Below are 24,847 nucleotides of genomic sequence, written 5' to 3'. Positions count from 1 at the left end.
GCCCCGGGGATGTAGGGCCGGAATCTGTTTCAGCGCAGAGATTTCGAACGCGCACGCAGTAGCGCGTGGAGATCGCCGGCAGCCGTGGAGCCCTGCTCGGCGACTGCCCATTCGGTGAGGGTGATCAAGTCTGGATCATCGGGTGTGCCGGGCAGTTCCGCGGAAACAGCTCCGTCGTAGACGGTCCCGGTGTAGCCGTCGACGGTCACTGTTCTGCCGACAAGTGTCCGAAGTGTGTCCGGCCCGCAGCCGACTACGCAGGGGATCGCCATTTCCCGGCATACGACAGCCGCATGAGAGGTCGCCCCTCCGTGCTCGGTCACCACGGCCGCGGCCATACTCATGGCCGGCACGTCCTCCGGCTCGGTTGTCGGTCGCGCGAGCACAACTGGGTCGCCGGTCAACTCGACAAGTTCGGGTTCAGCGACGACGGATCCAACACCGATGCCAGGACCCGCAGGGAGTCCGGTCGCCAGCACCTTGGCCGATCGTGCGGCCGCCGAGTCGATACGCGGCCGGAGGAAGGTCGCGATGTGATCAGGAGAAACACGATCGAGGGCCTGCCCAGGAGTAATCATCCGCTCGCGGGCCATCGCCACCGCGTGCCGTATCGCCGCTTCGGAAGACCGCTTGGCAGTACGGGTCTGCAACAACCACAACTTGCCGGATTCGACGGTGAACTCGATGTCCTGAACGTCCCGGTAAGTCCGCTCGAGCAAGGCAGCCGCCCTGGTCAACTGCCGATAGACCTCAGGCATATCGGAGAGACCAGCCAACGCCTGGACGTCGCTTCGGCCCGACACCACGTCCTCACCCTGTCCCCCAGGCAGCCATTCGCCGTATAGGTGAGCATGGCCGGCATGCGGATCACGGCTGAAAACCACCCCGGTGCCGGATTGGCGATCGCGGTTTCCGAACACCATGGCCTGCACCGTAACTGCCGTCCCACCCGATTCGGGCAAGCCGAGCCGCGCCCGATACGCCTGGGCGCGTGGAGAATCCCACGATCCCAATACCGCGACAATGGCCGATCGCAACTGCGCCCACGCGTCGGCGGGCGCGGGCCGTCCCACAACTCGGTGAAACTGCTCGCTGAATCGGTGGCGGAGATCGACAGCGAACGGCGAGTCGTCGAAAGTCTCGTCGGTCAGTCCGACGTTCAGGACGGTATCCATCATCCCGGGCATACTCACCGCGGCACCTGAACGCACCGATACCAGAAGGGCGTCGGTTCTTCCGCCGAACCTGCGCCCGGTCAACCGTTCCAGCCGACCGATCATCTCGACGACATGGGCCCAGACCTCAGCGGGCAGGTCCTCGGCGGGCGTTCGGCGCCGCCACACCTCCGTAGTCAGCACGAAGGCCGGCGGGACCGGTAACCCCAAGGCCTGCATGCTGTTCAGAGATGCGGCTTTGCCGCCGATCGACTCCGGTCCCTGGGTACATGTGCCGTCCAGTGGCAGTACCCACTGTCGGTCATCGCCGGTACTCATGAGGCACGTCCGGATGCCGCCTCGTTCAGGCGCGTACGACCCGATAATCCGATGAGTTCTTCGTGCAGTTCGAACCACACAGTGTGATAGCTGTCGGCCAGCGGCGCGGTCAGCCACTTGACCTCGCCGGCCTCGACGCGTCGCACGGCGTTCTGCAACCGGGCACGATAAGGCCACAACCGTGGGACGAGTTCGATGATCTCGCTGAGGAGCGGTTGAAACTGCTGATGGACGACGCCGAATCGAGCGAGCACCGCCATGTCGTAGTCCGGGTCCGTGTGATCGTTGGCCAGCGTCGGACTCCGCAATTGCCAGTCGGTTACGACCTGTTTGAGGGTTGCGTTCGGATGCTCGAAGCGGGTGTAGCAGTCATCGAGGAGCCGGTGGTCGATACGCTCCCGCTCGTCGGCGAGCAGGGTTGCCAATCGGTCCCTACCAGCGGTGGACAGACTGAATCGTCCATGCGATTCCGTACAGTGCCCTTGGGCGACAAGGCCGCTGAGCATCGATCCGAGATCGGGACCGATGACACCGAGCGCGTTCCTGAGCGTCTCACCGTCCGGTCGGCCCTTCAAACGAATCGCTTGCAACACAATCGTTTCACCGGTCATCGCGTGCACTCCTCAGCTCGAGACTCAATTGCGTGCGACGCAATTTCCCCATTCCGGTCTTGGGAATCGATTCGCGCGACATCGCCTGTACACGCACCGCCGATACGCCGAAACGTTCGGATATATGGTTCGCAATCCACCAGCGATCCCAATGCGAACCCGCACCGGAACGAGGATGATAGGCGACAGTCAGTTCTCCGTCGATTAGGCAGGCAACCGTGAAAGTCGGATCGACAAACGGGAGTTCTTCCACGGCCGATTCTATTTCGTGTCCATAGAATTCGCTGCCATCGATCTGAATCAGATCATCGACACGACCCGTGACAGTCAGCAACCCGTCGGAAATGAAGCCGAGATCGCCGGTCACGAACCACCCATCCGCGGTGAAATGTGTCGACGCATCGTCGATGCCGTAGTAGCCGTCTGTGACCGGTTCCCCCGTGACCTGGACCCGGCCGATCTGGTTCTGAAGCAGAACTCGGTCTTCCGGGCCGACAACCCGCACCGAGACTCCAGGATGTGGGTAACCGACCGGGGTGAATCGGTCGTGGGAGAACTCTTCAGCGGACATCACATGATCGACGACGCCGGACGACGTTTCGGTCATACCCCACCCCGGATGAACAGCGGTGTCCGGCAGACCGAAGGGTGCGAGCAAGGCGAGAAAACGGCGCGCAACGGCCGGCTTGATGGCCTCGCCGCCGTTCATGATGTATCGCAGTGGGCTGAGATCCCAAGTTCTGCAGCCGATCTCGGAGGCTCGATCATTGATGAGCCCGAATGCGAAGTTCGGCGCCCACGTGGTATCGCAGTTGTAGGCGTCTGCCAGATCAAGCCAACGCAGGGGATCCGCCAACACCCATGCCGTGGGTGCGTGCACCTGATGACAACCGACCAGGACGTCGCGTATATGAAACATGACAAGTCCGCCGACATGGTCGAGCGGCATCCAATTCAAGGTGCGGCTGCCCTGCGACAGCCTCCGCTGGTGAGCGGTCGCGACGGAACGGCTGAGGATATTGCCGTGGGTGAGCATGACGGCTTTGGGTAGACCGGTGCTACCCGAAGTCAACAGCATGGTCGCGAGATCGCCGGTGCTCGCCTGATGAAAGTCCTGGGTTGGATGCGACGCTCGAAGGTCCTCGACCGAGCCCAGCAATCGCTCGGAATCGACTCCGGTGGTGCACTTTCCGACGACCCACTCGGCATCGAGCAGTGTGCGGATCTGCGCCAGCAGTTCCGCGACCGACAGAGTTCCGCTCTGCGGTGCCGTGGACACCGGAACCGCCACCAGCCCGCCGAGTTGGCATGCCCAGAACACGCCCATCAGATCGAAAGGTTCGGCAACCTGGATGACTACACGTTCTCCAGGACGCACACCCGACCGCCGCATACCGGCCAAGATCCGTGCCGCATCATCGAGCAACTCCGCATAGGACTGTGTACGCGGCGCACCGCTCTCGTCGAGACAAACGATCTCGCCTCCGCCGGTGCGCTCCGCGGCTTCCAGCAGTGCAGCCGGCAACGACGCGACCGGGAGTTCTATCGACTTTCCCCCATGGAGTGCCGCACGAATGAGTTCGAGTTTTTCCATCACAGGTCACATTCGAATACTGCAGAGATGAGGGCATTGTTCAGAAACATCGATGGCTCCTTCGAAGGGCAAATCCAGGGCACAACACCGCAGTTGGAGATTGTTCAAGGCTTGGGCATCGACCGCTGTGGTTGTTTGCGCACCCGGCGCAGGGTTACGGCCATCTTTATCGGAAATTATCCGAGCCCACGCCGGCATGCAATGGAGTGAACAGTTCGTTCCTTGAACGCGGATACATGTAGGTCAGACGAAGCCGAGCACGAGCGGGAATTGCGGCTTGCCGCCCACCAGGTAGGCGCCACAGGACTGCACGATCCGGTCCTGCGCCATGACGTGTTGGCACATCGTCTCGAGGTCACGCAACCAGCGGTCCAGAGGCGAGGACTGGTAGATCGACATGGAGGCGTGCAGGTCGTAAAGCCTGCGAACGATTGCACGACTTTCGCGCATGGCATGGAAACGCGCGAGCGCGGTGGCCACACGTTCGTCAGGATTCAGGTCGTCGATGGTGGCGCCGGCTTCCATTCGCTGCCAGCGATCTTCGAGGGTGCCGTAGACACCGTGGCGCATCGCCACGAACGCCATCTCGCACTCCCCCAACGTGAACTGCACCCTGATAGTCCTGCGACCACGGCACTCCCGTCGACCTGTCGACCTTGGTCCGCGCCACCTCCCGTGCATGATCCAACGCCGCCCGCGCCACACCCAAAGCCACCCCGGGCATCTTCCGCATCAGGGCGTCCGGCGAAGCCAAAGCTCCGGTGCGAGTGCGTTCTCCCAAACTGAACGTATGTTCCTCGGGAACGAATTCAGTCTCGACCTCGAAGTCGATACTGCCGGTGCCACGCAGGCCCGTGGTGTCCCAGTTCTCGATCAGTCGCACGTGTTCGGGCCGAATCATCATGACCCGCCAGGTAGCTCGCCCGCTCGGGCCGATCTCACGCTGACCGTTCTCGTCGTGAACAAACGCGCCGGCCGACACCCAGTGGGCATGGTGGATACCACTGGCCATCGTCCATCTGCCGGATACGCGATATCCACCTGGAACGCGGTCGGCCCGGCCCACCGGAGTCAGCATTCCGGCGACGGCGACGTCGAGAGAGGGGAACATCTCGCCGACCGCGGTGTCGCGCAGGCTGTACATCCCTGCGTCCATTCCGACCATCGCGCACCAACCGACCGACGTGTCGCCGTAGGAGAGCGTCTCGATGACCTCGATCTGTTCCATCGACGTCAAGCCCGGCCCGCCGAATTCTCGCGGGAATCCCATTCGCAGGACACCGGCGGCGCGAAGCTCGTCCATGATGTCCTTCGGGATGCGGCCGGTCCGTTCGATCTCCGCCGACCGCGCACGCAGACCGGGAACCATTGCACGAACTGCCGCCAGTACGTCCGGATAGCTGTTCGGGGTCGATTCCGTCGACCGCTCCAGCGAGGTCATGACTGCGCTCCTACGGTGTTCGCGCCCGATGCTCTGGTGAGGATCTCCACGGTTCCGGACGTACCGTTGACGCGTACACGATCGCCGGTGCGCAGAACCGCGGAGCCGTCGCCGGTCCCGATGACGCACGGAACACCGATCTCGCGGGCAACCACCGCCGCGTGGCTGAGCAGACCACCGACGTCGACGATCAGTGCGGCTGCGAGCACAATTACCGATGCCCAGCTGGGATCGGTTGTGCCACAAACCAACACCTCGCCGGCCTCGGCGAGGTCGTTGAAGGCGGGATCCTCGATCACCCGGACAACGCCTTCGACCACTCCGCCGCTGGCTCCGATCCCGGTGATCACCGAACGCTCCCGGGTCGAGGGGCGCGCGTCGGTAGCGGAAATCGGGACCGGGGTGCCCTGCCAACTCGCGGGCAATGTCATCGTCGCGAAGGTAGTGCGTTCAGCGCGCCGTTGCGCAACGACCCCGGCCGGATCATCGGGGAGCTGCCCGCACAGTTCATCGACCGTGAAATAGAACACGTCCTCGGGTTCGCTGATCACACCTCGGTCGAGGAGTTGGGTACCCATTCGTCGCGCGGCGCCGCGCGCCACGTCGAACGCTTGGAGGAACGACGCCTTGGCCACGCCCCGAAGCGGCATTCGAGACGCCGTCGCCGCGAGCACGACTCGCGCAGCAGGCCGCTGCCACGGGCTCAGCGAGCCGAGCAGCGCCCGTTCCGCGTCGTGTCGTTTGCCGGCACGGTGGACTGCCGCGGCGACCGGATCGGCGTCGTCGCCGAGAGACCGATAGTGCTCGGCCAGACGAAGTACCGGTGTCGGATCCTCGCGCCATACGAGACTGGAGATCTCGCCTTCGAGTGGCCCGTGGTATCCGTGCTCGGAAAGGAAGTCCGCCAGCTTGATTCGGCCGCGGCTCAGCGCCCACAAATCGGTGATCATCGCCGTTTCGGCGTGATCACCCTGCCCGGAGATCAAGGCATTCGCGTGATCGGGATCGAGATCAGAACGGGCGAGCAGAGCGAGGAACTGGTCGTAGACCGACTGAATCGCCACGAACAGTCCCGCTGCCTGAAGACGGATCATTTCCTTGAACCAGATGTGCGCCTCCGCGAGGACCAGGCGCGCACCGTCCAGGTCCCGCTCATCCATCCGAGCGATATGGTGCCGCCACCACGGCGACACCGGCGACGTGCGACGAAGTACGTCACGTCGGATCGTGGCCTGGGTGTATGCCGTCTTCGCTGCCACGATCGGCCACCGCCGATGGTTACGCTCGGAGGGGATGCCGTCGGGCAGTTCACCGAGGAATTGTCGCGCGATGGCATCCGGTGCCGTACCGGGCAGATGGGCGCCCATGCGGCAGAAGAAGTTCACGTTCAAGGCGCCTCGCCCGTAGAACACCGAGATGAGCCGGTCCTCCATACGTTCGGGTATACGTACTTCCCGCCGTGGCAGCGCGCCGACGCGCGCATAGCAGTCCCGGATCCCGAGCTCTACCGATGGCCCGCACAGCGACCAGCCCAACGGTGTCAGCACTCCGGGAAACGCTTCGCCCACATTGGTGGTGCTCCAGAAGGTCTGTGGATCCGAGCGCGCATGCAGCGGCCCGACAGCGTGATCGATCGAAATCATCGGTTCCCTTGCGCTAGTTGATAATTCCGAGTACGAGCGGGTTCCACGGCTGCGCGCCGAGAAGGTACGCGCCAGCGGATTGCACTATCTGATCCTGCGCCATGAAGTGCTGGCACATGGTCTCAAGATCACGCAACCAGCGATCCATCGGCGAGCGCCGATGGATCGACATGGTCGCGTTCAGGTCATAGAGACGACGGACGATCGTGCGCGCCGTACGGAAGGCGTGCAGCCGCGCGAGCATCGTCTCGATACGCTCGTGGGGCGACAGATCGTCCTGGCCGATCCCTTCGTCGAGTCGGTCCCATCGGTGTTGGAGAGAGCGGTAGACCGCCGTGGCGCATCGCCACGAACGCCATCTCGCACTCCCCCAACGTGAACTGCACCCTGATAGTCCTGCGACCACGGCACTCCCGTCGACCTGTCGACCTTGGTCCGCGCCACCTCCCGTGCATGATCCAACGCCGCCCGCGCCACACCCAAAGCCACCCCGGGCATCTTCCGCATCTGCAGGTCGGGGGTGGACAGCGGTCCGGTCGATACGCGCGGTTCACGAAAGCTGAACGAATACTGTTCCGGTACGAAGACGTCGTCGATCGTGTAGTCGAGACTGCCGGTTCCGTTGAGACCTGTTGTGTGCCAACGATCAATGAGTTGGACCTGTCGTGGCGGGAGGAGCATCACCCGCCACTCAGGGTTTCCGCCCGGGGTCCGCACCACGTCGCCGCCGTGGGTGACATGTGCTCCCGCGAATACCCAGTCCGCGTGGGATATTCCGCTCGCGAAGCTCCACTGCCCCGACAGCCGGTATCCATCGGCGACACGTTCGGCGCGTCCGCCCGGCGCCAACATGCCGGCGATGCTTTCATCCATCGTCGGAAACAGTTCACGCACTGCATCCGGGGCCATGTAAGTGGAGAACAAGCCGGAATCCATGCCAACCATCGCGCACCAGGCCGCCGATGTATCGCCGTAGGCAAGGGCCTCCAGGACTCGAGTCTGTTCAGCTGCGGTCAAGGCCGGGCCACCGAATTCCGTGCCGAAACCCATACGGAACACACCGGTTCCGCGGAGCAGTTCGACAACATCCGATGGCAGGCGACGGTCACTCTCGATTTGCGCACTGCGGGCGCGTAGCGCGGGCGCGATCGCCTTGGCTGCGGCCAAGATCGAGGTGGCGGTATTGGGGATCTCCCGACTGAGCGCCGGTGTCACTCGGTGACTCCCACCGCGAAGGGGAACCGCGGTTCGCCGCCGAGGAACGACGCGCCGGCCGACTGCATGATCACGTCCTGAGCCATCACGTGCTGGCACATGGTGTTCAGGTCGCGCAACCAACGGTCCATCGGCGAGGGCTTGTAGATCGAGGTTGTGGCGAGCAGATCATAAAGCCGTCGCACGATCGACAGTGCGCCCCGGAATGCGTTGAGTGCGATCAGGACACTGCCGACCCGTTCCTCCGGGGTGAGGTCGTCATAGGTGGCGCCTCCCTCGAGCCTCCGCCACTTGTGCTCGAGGCTGCCATACACCGCGTGTCGCAAGGTGAGGTATTCCATTTCGCACTGGCCCAGGGTGAATTGCACTCGATAGTCGTCGGCCCAGCGTTCACCGGTTGCCTTGTTCACCTTCACAGCCGCGACCTCGCGGGCAAAGTCGAGAGCAGCCCGGGCGGTGCCCAGGGGTACACCGGCCATCTTGCGCATGAGAGTGTCGGGGGCTGCCATCGCGCCGGAACGGCTCTTCGGACGACTGAAATTGAAGGTGTGGTCCTCGGGCACGAAAACATCGGTGATCGTGTAATCGAGACTGCCGCTGCCGGCCAGACCTGTGGTGTACCAGGTATCGATCAGCTCGACCTGGTCCACGGGGACCAACATGACCAGCCAGTTGGGATTGCCGTTGGCGTTGCGATCCTGCTCGCCGTCGGTGTAGGTCAGCGCACCGGCGGACACGACGGACGCGTGAGTAATGCCGCTTCCCAGCGGCCATCGGCCGCTGAGGCGGTAGCCGCCCGGGACTCGATCGGCCCGCCCGATCGGCGAGACGAACCCTGCGGTCACCGTGTCCGCGTCCGCAAACACTTCGCGCACTGCGGTCGGCGACAGGAACGCGGAATACAGTCCGCCGTCCATCCCGATCATGCCGCACCAGCCAACAGAGGGATCGGCGTAGGAAAGGGCTTCGATGACCTCGGTTTGTTCCATAGAGGTGAGGCCCGCCCCACCGAAATCGGTGGGGAACCCCATCCGAAACACACCGGCATTGCGCAGCTTTTCGACGACGTCGACCGGCAAGCGGCGCTGCTGTTCGATTTCGAGGGCCCGATCGCGGAGCTCGGATGTCAGCGCCCGGACCGCGGCGAGGATGTCCTCGGCGGAATCGGGAATGGCGGTAGCGGCGGGCTGGTCGAGTGTGGTCATTGTTTGCCTTCCTGTGGCGGCGTGTTCGGGTCAAGGCAGTCGACCGACTGCCAGCGCAGGTTGGTCGCATTGCGGATCTCGATCACGCGATCGATCTCGAAATGCACGAGACGTGCTGTGTGATCGTGTGGATCTGGTCCCCAGTCGATGGACGCCGCTCCGGACAGGTGCAGCGTTCGCCCATGCTCCCAGTCCAGGAAGCACAGCCCGCAAGCCGGATTCAGCTCGAGGTTGCCGAATGTCATGTAGAAGGAATTGCCTGGATAGTCCGGCCAGCTGATTCGACGAGCATCGGCGACGGATACGAAGCCTGCTGGTCCTCCTCGATGGTTGACGTCGGCACCGTGCTGCGGAGAGTAGCTCGCGATGAAGAATGTATCGCTATCACTGATCCACTGCTGTTGCGCTGCAGTCAGTTCCGAGCCGGACGTGACGCGGGGCTCTGCGGCAGGTGCTGCGGCGATCAGCTCGCGCCGGTGAATGTACTTCGGACAGTTGCGAAATGCCAGATCGCTGTGCAGAACCAGTCGATCACCGTCGCGAACCATCGGCCCGTTGACTCGAACACGCCGTCTGGATTCAACATCGAGAAACAAGGTCGCGCACGGGCGTTCGGAATCGAAGGCGCCTACCAGAGGATCGCCCGGGACCGGCAGTGCGGAAAAGACGATCGTGTTCTTCTCGGCCTGCGCCAATCCTGCTTCCGCGGTCAAGATGGACGCCCACAGCATTCCGCGGCTGTCCGGGCTCCCCAGGATCACCATGGGCTGTGCGGCGATCACTTCGGTGAAGGCGGAGTGGAGTTCCCCGTCGAACATGGGCGAGCCGCGGCCGGGTCGCTGCTCCCCCGCCCGGCGCTGCACGATTCGCTCACCCTCATGATCTCGCGAAACTCCTTGTGACAGAGAGCTATTCGTCGAGGAAGTCAGGTTCGTCATGGACTATCTCCTCCCACAAGAGCTGAAAGCTGAACCACGCCAGCTGGCTGTCGCCGAACCCAGCGCGGGCGAGCTCGGCTTGCTCCTGGTTCATGACATGGGGGCTTCCCGCCGCCGCGGCGAGCAATTGAACCCGCGCACTACCCTCGAATGTGAAGAACCAGTGCACCGCCTCCTCGAGCGAACCGCCCTTGGTGATGAGACCGTGATGACGCAACAGGATCGCGGCGTTGTCACCCAGTTCGGCAGCTATCCGCTGACCCTGTCGGACGTCGATCGCGGGACCGTTGTAGTCGTCGAACAGCACATGATTCCGGTGGAATGCCGCCGACTCCTGATCGATCGGCAGTAGCCGCTGGCCGATCGCACCGAGCGCCCTGCTGTATTTCGTGTGGCCGTGCGCGATCCCGTCGGAATTCGGACACAACCGATGGATCTGGGAATGAATCGCGAAGGCGCTGGGATTCACCCGGTGCCGTCCCGACACCACTACCCCGTCGCCGTCCACACAGATCAGGTCGGAGACCCGGCAACGCCGGAACGATATACCGAACGGGTTGACCCAGAACAGATCCGGATGCTCGGGATCGCGCACCGAGATATGGCCGGAGATACCCTCGCCGAAGCCGTGCCGGCCGAAGAGCCTGATCGCCGCGGCAAGACGCTGCTTTCGATACCGCCGTTCGTCATCGACCCGTTCGAAGACGGGCGGGCCTGGAATGGGCAAGCCGGTCGCGGTGTCGGCCAGATGCGCCTGAGTGGAGGCTTCAGACATAGCTCTCTCTCCTTTCATCGACTCTGCCGACCATCAAGAGGTCCATGACGATGTCGCGGCATCGGTCGACAAGCGATGGGATTCCGAAAGTGAAGAAGAACGTTCCCCCGGTGATGTCGCCGATCGCGTAAAGACGCGGGTGACGGCGGTACCCCCGGGGACCGTTGTTGTTGCACAGGCTGTTGTCCGTCCGGACGCAGAGCCCGCCATCGGCATGCAGAAGTGCCAGCCCCTGCTCCACCAACGAGTTCACCAGCGACTGGGCAGCATCGGGGATCCGATGACGCGGCGCGCTGACACAGTTGACGACGTGATCCGCACGAAATGAGGCGCTCGGCGGGTTGATCACGAAGTCACCCGCGGCAGTGGCTGTGATATCGATCGTTCCGTGCATGACCTCGAGCCGGCCGGCCCGCATCAGCCGTGACAACGTCCGGGCGCTGCTGAGAGGCATCGGGCAGCACAGGCTCATCAAGGTCCGGTAGTGCGTCTCCAGCACTTCCCGCTTCACCTCGTCGGCCAGTAGTGGCCACAGGTCCGGGCCGCAGACAGGAACTGCTGTCTGCAGGATTCGAAGGCCGATGTGGTCGGAATCGACAGCATCGATCTGTCGCTGCAGCCGTCGCAATGGCTCCTCTCGGTCGCGTCCGGTGATCTCGACCAGCACGTCGTCGAATCGAGCACCCGACTCCTCGAATTCCAGCCGGAGCAGGTCCAGTACCTCGGACAGCTCGAGCTTCTTGTCTTCCCCGGCGAGAGCATGCAGTCGAGCGGGCACGAAATGCTCAGGCTCGTACTCGATCGGGCGTTGCCGAACCGCCGGCAGAATCCCGCGGCGGGACAAGAGCGTGATGCGCCCCCGATGTCCGCGAGCGTCGAGCGCCAGGACGGTGTCGACGGCGGTCAGACCGCTCCCGACCACCGCAACCGCATCACCTGATCCGATACCGCTCAATTTCTCGGCGATCGGATAGGGGTCGTGCACGAAGTTGACAGCATCCTGAAGCCCGAAAATATCGTCGGGCCGACCGACGCCGACCGCGACGATCACACAATCGAATGGTCCATACAGGAGGCTGCCGGAGCTGAGTGAAATGGAATCTTCGCCGCGCCGCGAGCCGGTGACCGCGAGCGGAATTACGTCGACATCCCAACCTTTCTCCCGCAAACGAACGACAGATTCATCACCCACGGCCGACAGATACTCGCCATAGATCGATCGCGGCGCGAATTCGGGAGCCGCGCCACCGATCGACGCGTACCGAGAAATAAGCCAGCGGTCGAAATGGCCAGGGTCTCCGATACGAACCGACATATCTTCGGCTCGGGAGTTCACCAGAACAGTATCGGAGTCATTCTGATATGCACGGCCACGCCATAGATTCGGAGTGGGTTCGAAGATATGAAGACTACCTTGCCACGGAACTAATGTGGCAAGCGCATCGATAATACATGTAGTCGATGCACCGCCCCCGATGATGCCGATACGCACAACAACCCCCGATATCCGATCTTTCCAGCTGTCCCACAGTCCCGCCTAGACGTTCAGGGTGAGGTTAATTCGGCAGGGTCACACTCTCGGCAGTCTTCTTGATTAATTCCAGTGTCGATACCATGGATCGGCGGAGATTCTCGCGCCGTTCTACCATGCTGGCCCGCCGCTCCTCCTCGCTGAGGTCTTCGAGCATCGCGCGATAGAAGGGGCTCGGGAATTTCATCGAATGGTCTTGGGTCAGCAGGGAATCTGCGCCAATGCTCTCGATAGTGAATCCCCATGTCATATCACCGATCTCGGAGCCGGTGGTCCAGGGCAGATCGTCCTCAGGGCCGCCGGGCCGGAAGCTGAGCACTGAGAACCGGAAAGTGCTTGCCGGTCGAGATTCGATCACGACAGATTCACTCACCCAGCTCGCCTCCCCTTCGCGGTTGAAACCATGAAACCGCGACCCGACCTGGCCGAGTTGCCCTGCGACCCAGGCTCCGCCGTAGCACTCGGGCGACCACTCTCCCATCCTCGTGATGTCGGTGACGAGCTCGAAGATCTGTTCGGGCCGAGCGGCAACGACGATCGACTCCGCCAACTGCCAACCGGTCGAGAACGCGTTTTCAGACATTGCTGATACCTCTTCTTCGGGAGAAAATTGACACTTCCGGACCTGCCGGCCTCTGAACGACTACAGAAGTTCGAGAGCGACACCCGGGCGGCCATCGAACTGGGCTGCGACATCCATCTCGAATTTCCGCAACATCGCCTCCGCCTCTGTGGCCTGAGTGCCAAGTTCTTCGAGATAGACCCGATGGGCAAGAAGCGCACGCAGACCCGCGTCGAAATGGTCGGTGGTATCGACGGCATGCGTCGGCTCCGGGGAGCCGATGAGTGCGATATAACGGACTCCGCTCCAGGGCTCCTCGCTCAGTTCCCGGAAAACCCATCTGTTGGCCGCATCGCGCACCGCATCGATCGCTGCCTGGCCGACAGCACGATGGTCGGACATGTTTATCATCCCGTTCCCGGACAACTCGCGATGATTGCCGATCAATACGAAATCTGGCCGGTGGGTCCGAATAGATCTGGCGATATCACGTCGCAGCGAGAGGCCGTACTCGATCATCCCGTCGGGATAGTCGAGAAATTCCACTCGCGATACGCCCACCTCCGCAGCAGCCGCTACCTGCTCCGCAACTCGTATTTCAGCGGAGACTTCCGGAGCCTTCCCGGCAAATCCGGCTTCGCCACGACTGGCTACCAGATAGATTATCTCTTTTCCTTGTGACGTCCACTTGGATATCGGTGCAGCACCTGGATATTCAATATCGTCGGGGTGCGCTATAACGACCAGCGCCGATTGCCAGTCTTCCGGAAATTCGATCAAGCTCACGATTAATTTCTAACACGAAATGAGACTTGCTCTCAATGTTCAAGAGCGTTCGGAGCTTTACAAGAAATGGTTAGCGGTGTGCGTGAAAGAAATCAGATCGCTGCGAGGCGATTATGCCTTGTTCACGCGTTCAGCGAACTTCGACCAGTCGCGGGCGATGGCTTCGGCGAGTTCCGCGATCAGTCGCGCACAATGCTGAGGAACACCGTCGGCCAACGCAATCCACTCACGCTCCTCCATGGGTTGCGAGGCAAGTCGGCGCAGCAAGTCGCGGCCGGCGTCGGTGAATCGCAGGGACGGATCAGTGCGCAGGATGTCGAGCAATGTGCCGAGAGCTCGACTGTCGGGTTCCAACCGCGACGTGGCCAGATCACCACACGGCTTCGCCGAGACGCGGTTCGGCTGCGAACTCGTGCGAGCAGGAACCGGATCTTCTCCGCGCCGCATCCTCTGCCGCACGTCGTGGGCAGTACCGACAGACACACCAGCGGCTTGCGCGACCTGCCTGATCGACGCCTCTGGATTGCGGGCGATGAGTTCACCCACACGCCGCCGGCCGACATCCGCGGTCAGGGTATGCGTTTTGCCGTCTTGTCCGAGCCGGGTGTTCGGTTGGATATTTTCCCCACCTGAACACCATCGGATCCTGCCCACTGTCCGGTGTGACAGTCCCACAGTCGCCGCGATCGATCGGTCCGACCGTTCTGGGAACGCTCTCAGAATACGTTGGGCCGCAGACTTGCGATCGGCGAGCGACAGCGGCAGCCCGTGACTGTTGTTCAGCTGCACCGCCAGTACGAAGGCATCGTCGTCAGTTCCGTCGTACAGGGTTGCGCGAATCATCGTCTCGCCACGCATCAGCGCGGCACGAACCCGGTGCACACCGTCGATGACCCGCATGGAAGGTCGATGCACCAGGATCGGGGGCAGAACCGCGTCCACCTCCGCGAGTGTGTGGACGTGATCGCTGCTTTCGCCGCGTAGCCGAGGAGATCCAGTCAAGATCAACTCGTTCACCGGCAGCTCGATGGTCGCGTCGATCAGCGGCAGATCATCACTGGCCGACAGGGCTTGCGTCTTCTCCTCCTCACACAAGTCCGCGGTCACAGCCGTCACCGGATTCGGTTTGTTCGAGCTGGATGGATCGGCTATTCGTGGAATTCCCACCTCGTTACCCCTTCTCGACGTGGATTTTTGGAGACTCTAGACACCCCGACGGTCAACGCCGTGGCTCACCAGCCGACCGGCGAGCGCTCACTCGTCGACGGCAGCATGGCATTTCGACCGATTGTCGAACTTCCGAGCGATTTCGGCGACGGTGTCCGCCGACAGCAGCGTCGACGGTCCGATCTGCAGTCGACTGGGCCCGGCTCGCAGCCGTTTGGACAGCTCGACGGCCATCAACGAATCCAACCCCTGGTCCGCAAGCGACAATCGGGTGTCGATTCGGTCCGTAGTTGTACCCAGCACGTGCGATGCGCCGAAGAGAATGGAATCCATTGGCGTGCAGGTATTTTCATCATCATTCGCAAGAACAGCGGAGGTGGCCGCGACGGTGCCGACTGCGAAGCCCTTGAGAACGATGCCCTGGAAATCTGCGACCACAACCCCCGCGGGCGAGACAACCGTGACAGTGCCGATCGCGTCGCCGATATCGCCTGCGACCTTCACCGTGCAGATCGCCCACAATTGCGTGGGATCCGTTCCCCATTCTCCGTCGACCGACACGGCTTGAATAGCCGCCGGGGCATAGGACCTATCGGGAGGCAGCAATGCCAGCAGCGGTTGGAGACAGGCCTCGAGGAGGACCGCCGACGAACTCGCCGCGATGGATCGGATATGCGCGACCGCTTCGAACGGAGATCGCCACAGCCGCACCGATATCGAACGACCGGGATCAGTGGTGACGCCGCGGCTAGCGAGTATCGCGTGGAAGTCGTTACCCGGCATGTAGGAGTGGCACCGCGACAATGCCGCGTCCAGGAGCGCAGCATCCCAGCGATGCTCGTCGGTCGAGGTCACCATCGCAGTGGCGCACGTGATGTCCTCCGAGCTGCGGGAAATCACGGCTACCGTCGCGTGCCATGCCGTGGCGCTCGCAGGGCGCAGCGTGACCCGCAATCGTGGATCCGTCAGGCAATCGACGTCAATCGAGGCGGTGAACCGTACATCTTCGAGCGCCACATCGCTACTCAGGTGCAACGATCGCGCGGCGTCCAGAACCGCCGCGGCAAAGGTCACCGGGGGTATCGGCCGTGTACCGTCGACACGGAAACCGGTGACCTGCCTGTCGAGTGGCAGTTCGATAGTGTGCGTTCGTATTTGAGTCAGTGGCGAGGATTCCCGGCGGTAGTACTCAGCATCCCAGGCATAGGTTGGGAAGCCGTCGATGGCGGTGCCAGCGGGAAAGTAGTTCTCCCAAGCCATGTTCGCTCCGAATGCGAACATCTGCCCAAGCGCGGCGACCAAGGCCGTCCGCTCGTCGCCACCACGCACCAACGTAGCGACCGCGGTCGGTTCGGTGCCGTATTCCTTCTGGTTCTCACAGATCGAACTGACCAGAATCGGATGCGGGCTTATCTCGAGGAAGACACACTCTTGGTCATGGGCTGAGAGCATTCGGCGAACCGCAGTGCCGAACAGCACTGGTTGACGGAGGTTTTCCGGCCAGTAGTCCGCGTCCAACTCGGTTCCGTGCACGGTGGACGCCGTGACGGTGGAACGCATGGGAATCTGAACGGATGCAGGACGCAAGTCGACAAGACGGCGCCGTAGCTCCGCCAACAGTACGTCGGTCTGGGGAGAGTGTGATGCCACATCTACCTTCACAGGTCGCGCGAGTACACCGACCTCATCGAGACGGGCGGCGATCTCCTGCAGGACCTTCGGCTCGCCGGCCAGGACTGTCGATGTCGGAGCGTTGCTCGCCGCGATACTGACTGCGGGTCCGAATTCGGTGACGAAGCCTTCGGTGTCTTCGAGTCCGAGGCCGACGACAAGCATGGCGCCGGCACCGGCGATACCTTCCAGCAGAGCGCTACGGTGACCGATCACCCGGGCGGCCTCGTCAACCGACAATGCGCCTGAAACGGTAGCGGCGGCAACCTCTCCCATGCTGTGGCCCACGCACTCATCAGGCTCGAGCCCCCATGAACTCAGCAGTCGACTCAGAGCCACCTGCACAGCCCACAGCACGGGCTGAACCTTCGCAGTGTTCATCGGCGGGTGCTCCGACAGAAGGTACTCGAGAACCGACCACCCGAATTCGGCCCGAATCGCCTGGTCGGCATGTTCAAGTGCTTCTCTGAACACAGACTCCGTCGCGAGCAGAGACTGAGCCATGCCACTCCATTGCGAGCCTTGGCCCGAGTAAACGAAGACCGATCGTGGTGTCCGGCTCCGCACTTCGCCGATTCCCGCTCGGCGTGTTGGTGTCCCCTCGTCGAGCTCCTTCAAAGCCGCCGAGAGCTCCTCGTGGCTGGATCCGACTGCCCAAGCACGGTAGCGATGGTGATCTCGCAGCAAGGCAGCATTTCCACAAATGGCTTGCAGCGGTTGGGCTTTGCCCCGCCCGTTCAAGTACTCCACGAATCGGGCGCGGAGCGCATGCAATGCTGCCTGAGAACGCGCGGAGAGCAACAGCAACGCTGGGCGCGCGGAGGCGGGGGCGGCATCTTCGAGGAGGTGCGGTCGCGGAACTCCGCTGACGATCACGTGTGCGTTAGTGCCGGAGATACCGAATGAGCTGACACCGATCACCGCGGGACGACTCGTCCTCGGCAGGGACCGGGCACTCTCGACAACCCTGATGGGCAGGTCCGCCAGCACCGGATGCGGTGTGGAGAAATGGAGCGAGGGCGGGATGATGCGACGGTGCGCGATCAGGACGGCCTTGATCAATCCAGCTATGCCGGCCGCCGCCTCGGTGTGACCGATGTTCGTCTTGACCGACCCTACTTCCAGCGGCCGGCCGTTCGGTCTTCGTACCGCGATAGCGGCACCGAGCGCCCGCAACTCGACCTCGTCACCAACGATCGTCCCGGTTCCGTGCGCCTCGACATAGTCGATATCGCCGGGCTCGACTCCCGCATTCTCGCAGGCTTGGACAATCATCGCCGTCTGACCGCTCACAGCAGGTTGGAGCAGCAGGCCGCTGCCCTTGCCGTCGTTGTTGACCACGCTCGCGTTCAGCACGGCCAGGACGCGGTTGGCTGCGGAGTCGGCATCATGGGTTCGTTTCAACACGATCGCCCCGATGCCCTCGCTGCGGACGAACCCGTCGGCGCCGGCGTCCCCGAAGCGACATCGCCCAGTGGGCGAGAGCATCTTCGCCTGCGAGTACACGATCGCGTCGGTCGGCGACTGAATGAAGTTCACCCCCGCCGCGATGGCGAGATCGCACTCCCCGCTGAGAAGACTTTGTCTTGCCAAATGAACCGCGACCAGCGACGAGGAGCAGGCCGTGTCGACGGTGATGCTCGGCCCCCGCAGGTCGAGCGCGAATGACACCCGCCCGGCGGTAACCGTGCGCAGGCGACTTCCTGCGGCATCACGAATACCTGCCGGTTCGCCGATGGCCTCGCCATACTCCGACGTCGCCTGACCGACGAAGACGCCGACACGCGTGCCCGCAAGGGTTGCGGGACGGATTCCCGCGTCCTCCAGCGATTCCCATACGACCTGAAGCAGGAGACGCTGCTGCGGATCCATACCCCGAGCTTCAAGGGGTGAGATACCGAAGAAGGCGGCATCGAAGGCGAAAGCATCATCGATGAACCCACCGTGACGAGAGACCGTCCGCCCTGGCACCCCGGGTTCTGGGTCATGCACCGACGCCACATCGAATCGGTCCACAGGGACCTCGACCACCGCGTCCCGGCCCTCGACCAGCAGTGACCAGAACTGTTCGACATTGTTCGCCCCCGGAAACCTGACCCCCAGACCTATGACTGCCACAGTCTCCGGATGTGACTGCAGCCCGCGCGAGTCCACCACCGATCCCCTCCATCGTCCACGGACAGTGCGTACGCTGCCCCCCTGCTTCCAAACGGAAGTGTACCAGCGTCCAACTTCAGTCTGCAGTCAATGTTTCCGACCAACGAGATTTGAACCAGGTTCCGGACGGGTTCCGGCGACAACGACCACGTTTGACGTAATGCGCTTGCGCCACTGACAGTTTGGTACATGCAAGGGCTGCTAGTCGGCGCGATGAGTCACAAGTGCAGGATGCCCGAGGCCTCGCAAACAAAATGAACTACAGTTCATCATTAGGCTATGGTGCACACTGTTTACGATGTTGGCCTGCGAGGGAGGTTCGATGCAGCAGGACACAGCCGACCACACCGCGTTGGCAGGACGCAGGGAGCGGAACAAGCTACGCAATCGCTCCCGCATCTACGAGGCCGCGATCGAACTGTTCGTCGAGAAGGGATACGACAGAACCACGATCGACGACATAACCGTGCGTGCCGACGTCGCGCGCGGCACCTTCTTCAACTACTTCCAGCGCAAAGAGGATCTGATCACCGAGTGGGCCACCAATCGGCGGCGCATCATGATCAAACGACTGCAGCTGCCGCTGAGTATCGAAACCACCGACACGGCAACATTGCTCCAGCTCTGCCTCGGCATACTCGCTCAGGTAAACGAAGAACAGCGCGAGCAAGTCGACGTCATGATCACCGCATGGGTCAAGGTGGGCCGGCCACTATCGGAGGAGCCGCACACCGCAGAGGTGTTCGCCAGCATCGTCCGGGCAGGGCAGGAACGCGGCGAGATCAACCAGGACGCTGACCCTGAGACGCTCGGCAATGTGATCCGAGACCTGTATCTGGGCGCCTTGTACCGATGGATCAGGCAGAACAGTCCTCGTGGTGAGCTGATCCAGGATCTGCGCAACATCATTCAAGTTCTGTTGAACGGCATCACCGTGACCAACCGGTAGCGATCAAGAAGCGGACACGAACAGCGAAACATAAGCGGGTCAGGGAGGACCCGGGGGAGGAAATTACGTGCTGGTGATCAGGGCTGACCTGGTGGACGCCATGGTGGCGCACGCCCGCGCCGACCATCCCGACGAGGCGTGCGGGGTGATCGCCGGGCCCGAGGGGTCCGACCGGCCCGAGCGTTTCATTCCCATGATCAATGCCGCGCGCTCGCCGACCTTCTACGAGTTCGATTCCGGTGAACAGCTGAAGTTGTGGCGCGAGATGGACGCCGCCGACGAGGAGCCGGTGGTCATCTACCACTCGCACACCGCGACCGAGGCGTACCCGAGTCGCACCGACATCTCCTTCGCCTCCGAACCCAATGCCCACTACGTGCTCATCTCCACCCGCGATCCGGAGCGGCACGAGCTGCGCAGCTATCGGATTCTGGACGGGCAGGTCCAGGAAGAGCCCGTTCAGATCGTCACCACCTGAAAGCAAGGAGTCCCAGTCATGCCGGTCACCGTGTCCATTCCGACCATCATGCGCCCGATCACCAAGGGCGAGAAGCGAGTTCAGGGCGAGGGCGCGACCCTGGCCGCGCTCATCGACGACCTGGAAGCCAATTTCCCGGGGTTGAAGGAGCGGCTGCTCAAGGACGGCAAGCTGAACCGCTACGTGAACATCTACATCGACGATGAGGACGTGCGCTTCGCGGGCGGGCTGGACGCCGAGGTGACCGACGGCGGCACCGTGACCATTCTTCCGGCGGTCGCCGGCGGCGCGCGCTAACCGTGGCGCGCTACGAGTCGCTGATCGCGACGTTCGGCGACACCCCGCTGGTCGGGGGCGGGACGTCAACGGATGCACATTCCCCAATTCCTGCGGCAGCGGCAACTGCCGGTGACCATCACAGCCCAGGGCCGTCAATCTTCAATTGGTCGTGCTGGCCGGTTCGGTCAGCGCGGTCAGCGGCAAAGTAGGGCGTCTATTGCGCAGCCGTTCCTGGGGTATGTCACTGATTCGGCTGTGTTCCGACGGGTGCGGACCTTCTCGTACGGGCATCGAGTGAAATGATCGTTTTGTCGCGCAGCCGATTTCGATCTGACAGTATCTGAAATGTAATCGTTTCAATCTAGCTCGTGGGTAAGGTCAATGAAGAAGTCTTGGCTGGTGCTGCCGGTGGTCGCGCTGTCCGTACTCGCCGCATCGGCACTCCCCGCCGCTGCCGCTCCCCCTGATCCCAAGCCGCTTGTCGAGATCCAGCGGGCTCCCGCCTCGGACAAGGTCACGCCGCGGCCTGGGGAATACATTGTGATCGTCAAGAGCGGTGAATCCGTCGATGACGTACTGGCGGATGCCAACGTCAAGCCGGACAATCGGTGGACCCCGATGCTCAACGGGTTCGGAACCAAGCTGACCCCGAATCGGGTCGAGGCCTTGCAGCGAGACAGCCGTGTCGAATCCATCATCGAGAACGCCGCCGTTTCCACGAAGGACACCCCCTCCGCCAAAGCGCTCACCGCCTCAGCCGCCCCCGACAACTGGGCGTTGGATCGGATCAACCAGGCAAATCTTCCCCTGGACGGTGTCGTCCAAGTCAACTCCACGGGGGCCGGCGTGAGGGTCTATGTCATCGACGATGGCATCGATCTCAGCCATCCCGATTTCGGAGGCCGCGCGTCGAACGGTTCCGACCATGTCGGGGGAACGACCACTCCCGCCTGCTTCGAACACGGCACCGAAGTGGCCGGTGTCATCGGCGGCACCAGATACGGAGTCGCGAAGCAGGCACAGCTGGTTTCGGTCCGCGTCGGCGACTGCGCCGGGCAGGTCGGCTTGATCCAGTTCTTGAACGGCGTCAATTGGGTGCGCACCAATCATCAGTCCCCGGCCGTGGCCAACATCTCGAGCAACTTCGAATACTGGGTGGCGCAGCTCGCCGGGGCGGCGCTTCGACAGGCCGTGAACTCCCTCGCCGATTCCGGTGTATTCGTCGCGGTCTCCGCCGGCAACGACCACGACGACGCCTGCCACCACCCACCGGCCGATGCCGCTGGCGGCTTCGCGGTCGCACACACCGACTTCACCGACAGTCGCGACGTGCAATACGCCAACTATGGCACCTGCGTGCAGATGTACGCACCTGGCGATGTCGTCGATGTGCCGATTCCCGGAGGCAACTACGGAAGGGACAGCGGTTCATCGTTCGCCGCGCCCCTGGCAGCCGGTGTTGCGGCACTGTACAAAGCCACCTACGGCGATGCCTCCTGGCAGACCATCCGCGACTGGCTGATCGACAAGTCCACCAAGAATGTCGTGCAGAACAACAACACGGGTTCCTACCCGACCCCGAACCGGCTGCTCAACACCGGCGGGCTGTAAAGCACTGCGACCGAACCACATTGGACTCAGCGATAGCGTGCTTCGGAACCGGCGGTGCCGAAGCCGCTACCGTCGTCCTTGGTCGTGACAAGCGATGTCGCCTACTCGGGCCGGGCGGCAATTCGTCAATGCGGCGTTCGGTTCCGCACCGGAGCGCACGAAGTAGCGCGAGATCCTGGTTGCGAACTTCGCCTACTCGACGTCCTGGACGCCGAGATCGAGCAAACCGGGACGTTCGGCCCCGCTGTAACGAGATTCTCCGACTTCTTGCTCTACCTAAGCTGGCCGGCGTGGTCTCGATTGGCGGTGGGGTTTCCGCCTTCATCCGCCATTCGTCCTCCTCCCACGCGGAGAAGGACATCATGTCGTCCGCAATGCGCTCCTTGTGCAGCAGTTCCCGAATCTCCATATACAGGTCGACCGCCTCACCTTGACTCGTCAGACGCGAGACCGTGAGCCCGAAGTCAAGACAAACTGACACGGTCCCGAAGGCTGGACCAATCCGCCGGAGCCCGAGCGCTGGCTGGTGTCGGCTGGTCCTGGACAGTCATCGAGGCACACTGAATTCGCCGTGAGCGTGCATTCGCTGGCGGCCAGCGCGGCCTGGTTCGGAACGCGAGGGTCGTGGCGATGAAGGATCCTGCACAACAACAACGGTCGCAACAACCACTGCAGCGCCCGGCGCCACCGTGATCAAAAGTTGTGCTGCACGAGGGCGGATCTCGACAGGGAATACTCGTCCTGATTCAAGGCCGTACCCCGAGGGTGCCGGCCAGGAAAGGCCATGAGTCGTGCAAGTCGTCTTCCCAGTATCCCCACGAGTGGGTTCCCACGGGCCGATCATTCACGGTGGCAGGGATATTCAGCTCACGCAGGCGAGCGGCCATGTTCGCGGTGCAAGTATGTACGGCGGCCTCGATCGGGCCGCCGAACGCGATCTGTACAGGTAGCGGGATGAGGCCCTCGGTGACGCGCCGATCGGCAGGGGTGTCATGCGGTGCGGCGGCGACACCGGTGCCGGAACTCAGATAGATCGCGGTGCCTCGCAACCGGTCCGCGTTGAGCAATGGATCGTTGGCGCGCCAGACCGGACCGCCGATCGGACCCCACATGTTCTCGACACTGCTTGCGCCGGACCAGTTCTCAACCGTGACGCGGACGTACTGCCCTCCGACCGGGTCCGAGGTTTGAGCGCAACCGCTGTAGGAGGCGACGCCCTGCCAGAATCCGGGCTTGACTATGGCCAGGTTCAACACCGAAGTGCCACTCATCGATACACCGACCGCCGCCCGGGTTCGGCTGGCCCCCAAGTGTTCCTCGATCGCCGCCGGCAGTTCCTCGTTGAGGAAGGTCTGCCATTTGTTGACTCCCAGCACCGGGTCCTCGCGGATCCAGTCGGTGTAGTAGGAACCGCCGCCACCGATCGGATTGACGACATTGACGTCTTTGCCGCGCAGGTAGTCCGGCGCGTCGGTCTGGGTATCCCAGCCACTTCCGTTCGGACCGCCCTGCGAACCGTTGAGCAGGTACAACGTTGGTCGTGGCGCTGGGCTCGATGCCCGGATGATCCGCGCCGGGATCGTCTTGTTCATGGCGGGTGAGTACACCTGCACCAGCTCGTCGCGATCTCCGAGTACCTGCACCGAAACGACTGCGGGAGTTCGCGAATCGGCTACGGCGTGCCCGGCACCGGCGGCGGCCACGCCCATGATGATCCACGCCGCCATCACAAACCGTGCTGTCGCAGCGGTTCTCGATCGTCGTACTCGCATCGGCATTCCTCCCGCGGACCGCTATCGGACGTAATCTCTACTCTCGAAGGTTTCGCGACGACACCGCCCGCGGTTTGGTGGCCGGGTCCCGTCGCAGCCGCGAGCCTGATTCGCTCGAGCAGCCGTGCCCACGACCGGATGATCTAGGGTCGAGTGCGTGTACGACGAAGTCACGATCCACATGGCGGCCCCTGCCGAGCAGATCTGGCAGCTGGTCAGCGATGTCACCAATGTCGGGCGCTTCAGCCCGGAGACCTACGGCGCGCGGTGGGTGGGCGGAGCGACCGGACCTGTGGTCGGCGCCAAATTCCGCGGGCAGGTCGATCGTAACGGTTGGGGGCTCAAGTATTCGACCGTATGCCGCGTCATCGCCGCCGAACCGGGCCGGGAATTCGCCTTCACCGTGCTGGGTCCCGGCGGCATGGAGATCAACACCTGGCGGTATCTCCTCGAACCCGATGCCACCGGCACGCAGGTCACGGAATCCTTCCACCTGCACAATTCCCTCCCGCTGCGCCTGTACTGGCTGCTCGCCGGCTGGACACGCGGCAAGACGAATCGAGAAGGCATGCGGCAAACCCTCGAACGCATCAAGGCCGAGGTCGAAGCCCCGCGTTGACGCCGAATTCGCTGCTCACCCGGCTTTCCGTTGCTGTTTTCGGTGGAGGTCCGTGTCCGGTGGTAACGGTCCGGCGTGGCGTTCGCGCTGGTGAGGTACCCCCTGAAATGCGGGGGTCGTGCGGGTTGTGCGCGCCGTCGTTCTCGTCTAGTTCCAGCCGGCGTGTGATCGAAAGGGGCTCGACATCATGGGATTTCCCGAAGGCAACTGCACTATCACCAACAACGACACCGGCCGCTGCGTGCGGGTACGCCTGGGCCGCAGTCACGACGTCAGCAACCACAAAAAGGCACCAAATACCTGCAGACGGTGACCGACAAGCCATGGCTGGAGCTGGGCGAACCCGACGG

22 protein-coding genes are annotated in these 24,847 nt (G+C 62.8%); 5 read left to right on the top strand and 17 right to left on the bottom strand.

Annotated features, from left to right (window positions below):
- Positions 1-29: 29 nt before the first annotated feature.
- The 16 genes from NY1_RS33280 to NY1_RS33215 form a co-directional block, all read right to left on the bottom strand.
- Positions 30-1,493, bottom strand: a complete 1,464-nt coding sequence (locus tag NY1_RS33280; protein ID WP_084535824.1) for a pyruvate, phosphate dikinase — start codon at positions 1,491-1,493, stop codon at positions 30-32.
- Positions 1,490-2,104, bottom strand: a complete 615-nt coding sequence (locus tag NY1_RS33275; RefSeq protein WP_067721123.1) for a hypothetical protein — start codon at positions 2,102-2,104, stop codon at positions 1,490-1,492. Before NY1_RS33275 ends, NY1_RS33280 begins: the two co-directional genes overlap by 4 nt.
- Positions 2,094-3,698 carry an AMP-binding protein gene (locus tag NY1_RS33270; RefSeq protein WP_067721122.1) on the bottom strand — a complete coding sequence of 535 codons (1,605 nt, stop codon included), beginning with the start codon at positions 3,696-3,698 and terminating at the stop codon, positions 2,094-2,096. The genes NY1_RS33275 and NY1_RS33270 overlap by 11 nt, the downstream gene beginning before the upstream one ends.
- A 243-nt stretch (positions 3,699-3,941) precedes the next feature.
- The gene (locus NY1_RS44285) at positions 3,942-4,268 is read right to left on the bottom strand and encodes an acyl-CoA dehydrogenase family protein (protein WP_233434604.1); all 327 of its coding nucleotides are present in this window, start codon (positions 4,266-4,268) and stop codon (positions 3,942-3,944) included.
- Positions 4,186-5,139: an acyl-CoA dehydrogenase family protein gene (locus NY1_RS33265; RefSeq protein ID WP_218028502.1), complete on the bottom strand. Its 954-nt coding sequence runs from the start codon at positions 5,137-5,139 to the stop codon at positions 4,186-4,188. The genes NY1_RS44285 and NY1_RS33265 overlap by 83 nt, the downstream gene beginning before the upstream one ends.
- Positions 5,136-6,707: a PEP-utilizing enzyme gene (locus NY1_RS33260; protein ID WP_218028500.1), complete on the bottom strand. Its 1,572-nt coding sequence runs from the start codon at positions 6,705-6,707 to the stop codon at positions 5,136-5,138. The genes NY1_RS33265 and NY1_RS33260 overlap by 4 nt, the downstream gene beginning before the upstream one ends.
- An 88-nt stretch (positions 6,708-6,795) precedes the next feature.
- Positions 6,796-7,026 carry a hypothetical protein gene (locus NY1_RS45455; protein ID WP_439956057.1) on the bottom strand — a complete coding sequence of 77 codons (231 nt, stop codon included), beginning with the start codon at positions 7,024-7,026 and terminating at the stop codon, positions 6,796-6,798.
- A complete protein-coding gene (locus NY1_RS44855) occupies positions 6,963-7,997 on the bottom strand; it encodes an acyl-CoA dehydrogenase family protein (protein ID WP_233434595.1) in 1,035 nt (344 codons plus the stop codon). The genes NY1_RS45455 and NY1_RS44855 overlap by 64 nt, the downstream gene beginning before the upstream one ends.
- Positions 7,994-9,202 (bottom strand): acyl-CoA dehydrogenase family protein, encoded by a 1,209-nt coding sequence (locus NY1_RS33250; protein ID WP_067721120.1) that lies wholly within the window; start codon positions 9,200-9,202, stop codon positions 7,994-7,996. Before NY1_RS33250 ends, NY1_RS44855 begins: the two co-directional genes overlap by 4 nt.
- On the bottom strand, positions 9,199-10,140 hold the full coding sequence (locus tag NY1_RS33245; protein ID WP_067721119.1) for a pyridoxamine 5'-phosphate oxidase family protein: 942 nt from the start codon (positions 10,138-10,140) through the stop codon (positions 9,199-9,201). The genes NY1_RS33250 and NY1_RS33245 overlap by 4 nt, the downstream gene beginning before the upstream one ends.
- Complete coding sequence (locus NY1_RS33240) at positions 10,112-10,915, bottom strand: class II aldolase/adducin family protein (RefSeq protein WP_084535820.1); 804 nt, start codon at positions 10,913-10,915, stop codon at positions 10,112-10,114. The genes NY1_RS33245 and NY1_RS33240 overlap by 29 nt, the downstream gene beginning before the upstream one ends.
- On the bottom strand, positions 10,908-12,407 hold the full coding sequence (locus tag NY1_RS33235; RefSeq protein ID WP_169815430.1) for an FAD/NAD(P)-binding protein: 1,500 nt from the start codon (positions 12,405-12,407) through the stop codon (positions 10,908-10,910). The genes NY1_RS33240 and NY1_RS33235 overlap by 8 nt, the downstream gene beginning before the upstream one ends.
- 64 nt (positions 12,408-12,471) lie before the next feature.
- Positions 12,472-13,029: an SRPBCC family protein gene (locus NY1_RS33230; RefSeq protein WP_067721117.1), complete on the bottom strand. Its 558-nt coding sequence runs from the start codon at positions 13,027-13,029 to the stop codon at positions 12,472-12,474.
- Positions 13,030-13,089: 60 nt separating this feature from the next.
- A complete protein-coding gene (locus NY1_RS33225) occupies positions 13,090-13,794 on the bottom strand; it encodes a PIG-L deacetylase family protein (RefSeq protein ID WP_067721116.1) in 705 nt (234 codons plus the stop codon).
- A 111-nt stretch (positions 13,795-13,905) separates the two neighbouring features.
- On the bottom strand, positions 13,906-14,901 hold the full coding sequence (locus NY1_RS33220; RefSeq protein ID WP_218028496.1) for a ParB/RepB/Spo0J family partition protein: 996 nt from the start codon (positions 14,899-14,901) through the stop codon (positions 13,906-13,908).
- A 147-nt stretch (positions 14,902-15,048) separates the two neighbouring features.
- Complete coding sequence (locus NY1_RS33215; protein ID WP_084535816.1) at positions 15,049-18,789, bottom strand: type I polyketide synthase; 3,741 nt, start codon at positions 18,787-18,789, stop codon at positions 15,049-15,051.
- Positions 18,790-19,111: 322 nt separating this feature from the next.
- Here NY1_RS33215 and NY1_RS33210 point away from each other — a divergent pair, with 322 nt between their 5' ends.
- The 4 genes from NY1_RS33210 to NY1_RS33195 all read left to right on the top strand — a co-directional run bounded on the left by NY1_RS33210 (position 19,112) and on the right by NY1_RS33195 (position 22,106).
- Positions 19,112-19,738, top strand: a complete 627-nt coding sequence (locus NY1_RS33210; RefSeq protein WP_067721114.1) for a TetR/AcrR family transcriptional regulator — start codon at positions 19,112-19,114, stop codon at positions 19,736-19,738.
- A gap of 67 nt (positions 19,739-19,805) precedes the next feature.
- Positions 19,806-20,216: a M67 family metallopeptidase gene (locus NY1_RS33205; protein WP_067715678.1), complete on the top strand. Its 411-nt coding sequence runs from the start codon at positions 19,806-19,808 to the stop codon at positions 20,214-20,216.
- A gap of 18 nt (positions 20,217-20,234) precedes the next feature.
- A complete protein-coding gene (locus NY1_RS33200; RefSeq protein WP_067715448.1) occupies positions 20,235-20,513 on the top strand; it encodes a MoaD/ThiS family protein in 279 nt (92 codons plus the stop codon).
- A gap of 381 nt (positions 20,514-20,894) precedes the next feature.
- Positions 20,895-22,106, top strand: a complete 1,212-nt coding sequence (locus tag NY1_RS33195; RefSeq protein ID WP_169815429.1) for a S8 family serine peptidase — start codon at positions 20,895-20,897, stop codon at positions 22,104-22,106.
- A gap of 746 nt (positions 22,107-22,852) precedes the next feature.
- On the opposite strand, the gene NY1_RS33190 is transcribed toward NY1_RS33195, so the two are convergent.
- On the bottom strand, positions 22,853-23,698 hold the full coding sequence (locus NY1_RS33190) for an alpha/beta hydrolase (protein WP_233434594.1): 846 nt from the start codon (positions 23,696-23,698) through the stop codon (positions 22,853-22,855).
- A 337-nt stretch (positions 23,699-24,035) separates the two neighbouring features.
- Here NY1_RS33190 and NY1_RS33185 point away from each other — a divergent pair, with 337 nt between their 5' ends.
- Entirely contained in the window at positions 24,036-24,497 is a 462-nt protein-coding gene (locus tag NY1_RS33185; RefSeq protein WP_084535812.1) for an SRPBCC family protein, read from the top strand.
- Positions 24,498-24,847 lie beyond the last annotated feature (350 nt).

It is taken from the genome of Nocardia yamanashiensis NBRC 100130 (assembly GCF_001613325.1).
In the GTDB taxonomy this organism is placed as follows: Bacteria; Actinomycetota; Actinomycetes; order Mycobacteriales; family Mycobacteriaceae; genus Nocardia; species Nocardia yamanashiensis.
The sequence above is the reverse complement of the archived record's forward strand: the minus strand, read 5'-3'. Positions and strand labels throughout refer to the sequence as shown.